This is a genomic window from Bacteroides pyogenes DSM 20611 = JCM 6294 (assembly GCF_000428105.1).
Lineage (GTDB): Bacteria > Bacteroidota > Bacteroidia > Bacteroidales > Bacteroidaceae > Bacteroides > Bacteroides pyogenes.
This window is the reverse complement of sequence record NZ_ATZH01000061.1, coordinates 1-6,065: the sequence shown is the minus strand read 5'-3', so window position 1 is coordinate 6,065 and position 6,065 is coordinate 1. Positions and strand designations below refer to the sequence as shown.

Annotated in this window: 7 protein-coding genes and 1 pseudogene; 7 read left to right on the top strand and 1 reads right to left on the bottom strand. The window is 32.3% G+C overall.

What is annotated here, in order from left to right:
- The first annotated feature begins 203 nt into the window (after positions 1 to 203).
- The 7 genes from C234_RS0112650 to C234_RS17585 all read left to right on the top strand — a co-directional run bounded on the left by C234_RS0112650 (position 204) and on the right by C234_RS17585 (position 5,791).
- Positions 204 to 515 (top strand): hypothetical protein, encoded by a 312-nt coding sequence (locus tag C234_RS0112650; RefSeq protein ID WP_248596504.1) that lies wholly within the window; start codon positions 204 to 206, stop codon positions 513 to 515.
- 2 nt (positions 516 to 517) lie between these two features.
- Complete coding sequence (locus tag C234_RS0112645; RefSeq protein WP_027326064.1) at positions 518 to 721, top strand: hypothetical protein; 204 nt, start codon at positions 518 to 520, stop codon at positions 719 to 721.
- 126 nt (positions 722 to 847) lie between these two features.
- Positions 848 to 1,219, top strand: coding sequence for a hypothetical protein (locus C234_RS17595; RefSeq protein WP_161625918.1), 372 nt, complete (start codon positions 848 to 850; stop codon positions 1,217 to 1,219).
- Between the two features lie 92 nt (positions 1,220 to 1,311).
- Positions 1,312 to 3,117, top strand: a complete 1,806-nt coding sequence (locus tag C234_RS0112635) for an erythromycin esterase family protein (protein WP_027326063.1) — start codon at positions 1,312 to 1,314, stop codon at positions 3,115 to 3,117.
- A 118-nt stretch (positions 3,118 to 3,235) separates the two neighbouring features.
- A complete protein-coding gene (locus C234_RS16450; RefSeq protein ID WP_248596503.1) occupies positions 3,236 to 3,691 on the top strand; it encodes a hypothetical protein in 456 nt (151 codons plus the stop codon).
- Positions 3,692 to 3,760: 69 nt separating this feature from the next.
- On the top strand, positions 3,761 to 5,485 hold the full coding sequence (locus C234_RS0112625; RefSeq protein WP_034538469.1) for an erythromycin esterase family protein: 1,725 nt from the start codon (positions 3,761 to 3,763) through the stop codon (positions 5,483 to 5,485).
- Between the two features lie 144 nt (positions 5,486 to 5,629).
- Positions 5,630 to 5,791: a hypothetical protein gene (locus C234_RS17585; RefSeq protein ID WP_154656425.1), complete on the top strand. Its 162-nt coding sequence runs from the start codon at positions 5,630 to 5,632 to the stop codon at positions 5,789 to 5,791.
- An 11-nt stretch (positions 5,792 to 5,802) separates the two neighbouring features.
- Here the strand turns inward: C234_RS17585 and C234_RS18075 are convergent.
- Positions 5,803 to 5,976 (bottom strand): annotated as a pseudogene (locus C234_RS18075) (IS982 family transposase); the annotation flags it as partial.
- Positions 5,977 to 6,065: the final 89 nt, after the last annotated feature.

Genomic DNA, 6,065 nt, shown 5'->3' with positions numbered 1-6,065 from the left:
GATAAAAATGAAACTTATAGATTGGAAAATGCAAAAAGGAAAACAGGAGTAAATGCTCTTATTCACTTTTTGTTTGGCAGAGCTAAATGATTGAATTGGAAGAAATCAAGCTAAAGTGAAATCCCTTACAAAAAACTATCGGAATAATTTGGTGTTTCATATCCTTTTTATAGTTTTGCCAATTGAAGAATAAAACACAGATTTTGAGACAACTACTACTTATATTAATTGCAGTGCCGATAGCTTTCTTTGCTTGTTTCAAGACTTATGGTCAAGAGTCATCAAGGAAAGTGACATTGGATGAAGTCGTGAATGTTTTGTCTTTAAATTCTTCCACTGCACTGATAGAAAAACTAAACTATCAAAACGAAATACTTCAATTTGAAATCTACAAAAAAGGGTTTCTCCCATTTTTTTCGTTACATTTCAATCCGATAAACTTCAATCGCTCTTTGCGTATGTTGCAACAGCCGGCTGATGGAAGTTATTCTTATGTGGAAGATTACTCCAAATAGAAATGAAACAAAAAACGACAACAGAATTAATAATTGCCGAGATTACAGAGTACTTAATTGAGCAAAACAAACAAGAATACCCGGAACTGTTTGAAGTGTATAATAGCTTCTGCGAATTAAAAGAAAAACAATTATTCACTAAATATGAAATTACAGCTTTCTTTCAGAATTTGTTTTCAAAGAATGAAAAGATGCTGAACCTATAACAAATCAACTAACAATTTTAAATTCAACAACAATGAGAAAATTAACAAGAAAAAGTTTAGACGAATTGGCAAAAACATTGCCGGTAATTGAAGAGTCGTTTCAAACGAGCTATGTAGGTGGAGGGAATGGGACTTCAGCCAGTCCCCTACACACAAGCAGAGTATGATAGCATGGTTAGTAGCGGCACATGGAATGGAGGATATGTGGAAGGTTGGGGATATACCTTTTCTGATTTAACGGTTTCAAGCTACAACCCAAATAGTTTGCCAAAAACGGGAGTGGATAGTTATGATCAAATGTACCGAGGTGGATTTGATATAGGATTTAAGGCTGGCTTATCAGGCTCCTCATGGGATGATATTGGTGTTAGTGCATGGAGTGCCGTTTCAGCAGCTTCCGCTGGCTCTGACTTCGGAGATGTTAACTATGAAATGATATGGTATTCTCAAGGACTGAGAGATGGTTTGGCAAAAGGAAGAGCAGCTAGGGGAAATTAAATTGTGAGAAATCAAAGAGAATATAGGTTAATATATAATGGATGTTTTGAGTAATCCATTATATATTGGCATTTTAAATAAATAACATAAAGATGCATTTGACAATAAAAACTCATATTTCAGCTCTGTTTTTTTTGTTTTTTTATACCACATCGTGCGCGGCACAATCAAAGGAGCGAACATATACAGGTGTATATGATTTACATTTTACTATGCAACCTGATTCTATTGTAGTTTACCCATGGCGTGAGAATGCGGCATTTAGCAACCATTCTATTCCTGTTTACTTGCAAGACTCAAATCGCAAATTATTCGCGAAAAAATTCACCAAAGGCTTTCCTTTTTCTAATCAGTTAAAAACCGAATACGAACAGAGGATATTGCTTCCCAACAATAAAATAGAACAAGCAGTGGTTGAGTTTGAGAGTAAAGGACAAAATATAGAACTTGTTTCTATTATCTTGGATGCTATAGGTGAGGAGGAAAACGTTCTTTTTTCTGATACCTTAAAATTTATACCGGATACCGTATTGAATTTAGCAACAAAAAGCATAAAGTTGAGAAATGCAGAGTTGTTAAATATTCGAATTTGTGCTAAAGGAAAAATCGGAAAAGATGCTTATATTGCTTTTTCTAAATTGAAGGTATTAATTGAAGGTAAATCAATTGATACGTTTCCCATTAGAATCCTTCCTTCATTAGTGGAGAATAACATACCCAGCTATACAGCAATAGATACTGATGGAAAAATAGAATTGGAAGGAATATCTGAAATTAATAATAAAAAGATTATCGCTTTAGGAGAATCAATTCATGGAAATAGTGATGTGAAACATCTGGCTCATCAGTTAATTCTTCAATCTGTGGAAAGATTAAATTGTAAATTGATACTTCTTGAAATGCCCATGGAAAAATCATTGGCATATAATAGATTTATACATGATGAAAATTATGTTTTGGATACTACATTAGTCATCGATGACGTTACACGTGATTTTTTGAATAGGTTACAAATTTTAAATGCAAATAGAACAGAAGAATCTAAAGTCAACTTATATGGTATGGATTATAATTCTATCCATTCTTCCACCCAAAGTTCGGCAATGGATATCTTTGATTTTGCTACCGAGCTAAATAAAGAAAAACGAATACAGGAAGTTGATCAATTTTCCCTTCTATTAATGAAAGAAGACAGCAGCCATGCAATAAACTTTCTTGATGCTCATAGAAATGGAATAAGCAAACTACTTACAATCGAAGAAATAGAATGCATATTGCATATATTGAAGGTTTCAAAAGAAATGGGAAACGACGGAATAGAAAGATTTATCAACAGAGATTCTGTCATGTTCTTAAATGCAAAGTTTTTAATTGATAAGTTCGCCAAATCCGAAGGTCTAAAAACAATAATTCTCGGACATGCTGTGCATATTAATCCCGTTTCAACCTTTCCTGCCGTGCCTTGCACGCCTTTTGGTGAATATATGCATAAAGAGTATGCCAATTACTCCCCGTTGTTATTTCTGATTGGGAATGGGAAATCCATCGCGTACGATGAACGCTTTAATAGAAAAAATAAATTGTTAAGTAAGTCTCCTAAAAATAGCATTGAATATTCATTAAACAATATTGAAGACAATGCTATTTATATCTCTTTAACTCCTGACTTTAACAAGTTAACGTTATCCCGATTTAAAGGCAGTCATCATATTGGTCAGGAATTTTATCCATTTAATTTGTATCAAAGATACAAAGGTGTATTTTTTATAAAGAAATCTGAATTTGATAGTTCAAATAAGAAAGAAATATCTTTTGACAAAGCTTCTGATGTATTTATGATAAAAATAAAACAGAGACAAAAAACATTGGAAGAAATAAAAAGACGTGTTCAAAATTAATAATCAATTTTAAATTCAACAACAATGAGAAAATTAACGAGAAAAAGTTTAGACGAATTGGCAAAAACATTGCCGGTAATTGAATAATCGTTTCAAACGAGCTATGTAGGTGGAGGGAATGGAACTTCAGCCAGTCCCCTACACACAAGCAGAGTATGATAGCATGGTTAGTAGCGGCACATGGAATGGAGGTTATGTAGAAGGAATGGGATATGTAGCTAATGATACGTATGTTTATGGAAATTCAACTTATCCGGGACAAACATCTCAAGATTATTATACATTTCCAGATTATGTTACATCTGTATCAATGGATGGTGCGAATCAGGTCGCTGGAGCAATTATAAGTAAGATTCCAATTTTAGGTACAGCCACCTCTTATTATGCTCAAGAGGTGGGTGATATGACAAGAGACATCCAAGCTGAACTATTGAGAAAAGGGTATGACGGCTCTTCCTCTTTTACAATTGTTCGTACGTCTATGGGTGATTCTATAAAATTTTCTGTTTATGACGCAAACAATGGGCAACTTATAACTTCTAGAACGATTAATACTGCCGGAATCTGGCAATAGATTATTTGAATAGTATAGCAATAGGGTTTATATTATTGAATTATACTTCTCTACAAAACGTTGATTTTTATGAAAATAAGATTATATATATTATTCTCTGTCTTTTTTTTTCTACAATGTGATTTGAAAGCAGAATCCAATGATGAGAATTTTGAATATGATTGGGTTAATCACCCAACATATTTTTATCAAAATATAATCATTGACACCACCTTTGCTTCTCACACGTTACTCTTAGAAACATTGGGTGAAAAAAAAGGAATTATGAGTTCGTTATTGCCTTTTTTTCAACTGAAAAAGGTTAACTCTAATATTACGGTAGGGCTTAAGTATAAAACAAAAGGCTGCAAAAATCTATCTGTAATCATAACTTCTGTAGGTGAATGTGAGAATATAAATTCTATAGATACAATTCAATTACGCCCGACAGAGGATTGGGTAGAATTTTCTCGAATTATAAACACGAAGAATACATATTTATTAAATATATCCATTGAGACTATCGCGCTTAATAATAACAATGCCAATGTATGGATTTCTGATTTTGGAATATTCATCGAGGGAGTAGATCTCGTGAATAAAATAGGAGGTATAAAAGAAAAAAGACATATAAATGAAAAAGATGTAATCCATTGGAATAATATAAATTACCATACTCTCCCTTTCTTCGAGCATAGAATACTTGCTCTTGGAGAGACTACACATGGCACAAAAACAATGAATGATATTGCTATTGCAATTCTAAAAGAACGTATTTTAAAACATCAATGTCGGCTTGTTTTACTTGAAATTCCTTTAGAATACTCATTCTATATCAATAGATTTGTGAAAAATGATTCAAACTTCAATCTGTCTGATATTTCGACATATTTAGATGGTTTTTTATATTCTGAATCAATAGTATCTTTTATACAATGGTTAAAAGAATACAATTCTACAAGCATTGAAAATGTATCTATTTGGGGCTTTGATATTAATTACGTACAATTAAAGAGTAGGGTTGATTTGTTTAACTTTCTCTATAGCCTTAATATGAACAGACACATTGAAGGACTTGACGATATATGTAAGCTATTATTAGACACCGAAATATCGTTTGAGAAGATTATTTCTTTATTAAACGAAAATAATAACTTAGCAACTGTGTTGAATGATGATGAATTAAAGCTAATATTCCATTGTTTGAAAATTACGCGACAATATTCAAGTTCATACTATCGTTTTATTAACAGAGATAAAGCTATGACTGAAATTACGACATTTATTGTTGATAATTTTTTAAAAAAGAATGAAACAGCAACAATCTTCGGGCATTTTGGCCATTTAAACTATTTGAGTATACAAGATCTGTCTATTTTAAATTATTTTTCTTTAGGTTATTATATGAGAAGCAAGTATAAGGATGATTACCGATGTATAGCTTTGACGACCAACCAAGGTACTGCATTGCTTACGAAATCAGCAGGTACGTTAGGAGTTTCAAAATTAATTCATGCGCCTCAAGAAAGTTTAGAATATCAATTAAAAGGACTAAACATAGACTCTATTTATTTTTCAATAAATAAATTAGATTGTTCAGATGTGTTTAAATTGAGATTTGTAGGAGGTAGTAATACTGAAAATCAGTTTAGATATATTATCCCCAAATCAAGGATGGATGGTATTCTTTTTATCAATCAGGCTGTAAGTATTGAAAAAAAAGAAGATGTATTAAAAAGCAACTTAAATCACGATTTTATAATAATGAATTCTTACAAAGAAGCATTAGAAAAAATAAATAAAACTCGAAAATGAATATTGTCTTTTTAACAACATTAAATCCATATGATATAAACAACTGGTCAGGGACAACCTTTCACTTATTATAGGCTTTAAGTAAAAAGCATAATGTGAAAGTAATCGGGCAGAATACTCTTTCTCAAACGGCATACTATATCAATGAATAATTTTTACTATAAAATAAATACCACTATGATTTTCTATGATTTTTTATTTTACAAGGGTGTTGAATTAGGCATAAAAACCAAAAATTACGTAGATGTTCCTATGTTGGGAGGTTTGGCTGTAGTAGCTCCTGTTATTGGATTTAATTTAACGTGAGTTCGACGAATTTAGAATAGTGCAAGTTGTGTATCCAGTGTCCTCTGTACATTGATGCACGGCTTCTTTGGGAACAAGCAATATGCAGCAATAGCACCGAGCAGATTGACGATGAAATTATCAAAGCATCTGTGTCTGGAATGCTCTATCTGTGCAATATTCTTCAGCTCATCATTCACGGTTTGCTGAAAACGGAGGATATCCACCCACGCAAAACGGGGATATCCGTTCACTTTTCTAACTCTTTAGTCTAATGGCGATGTAAAATTAGTCA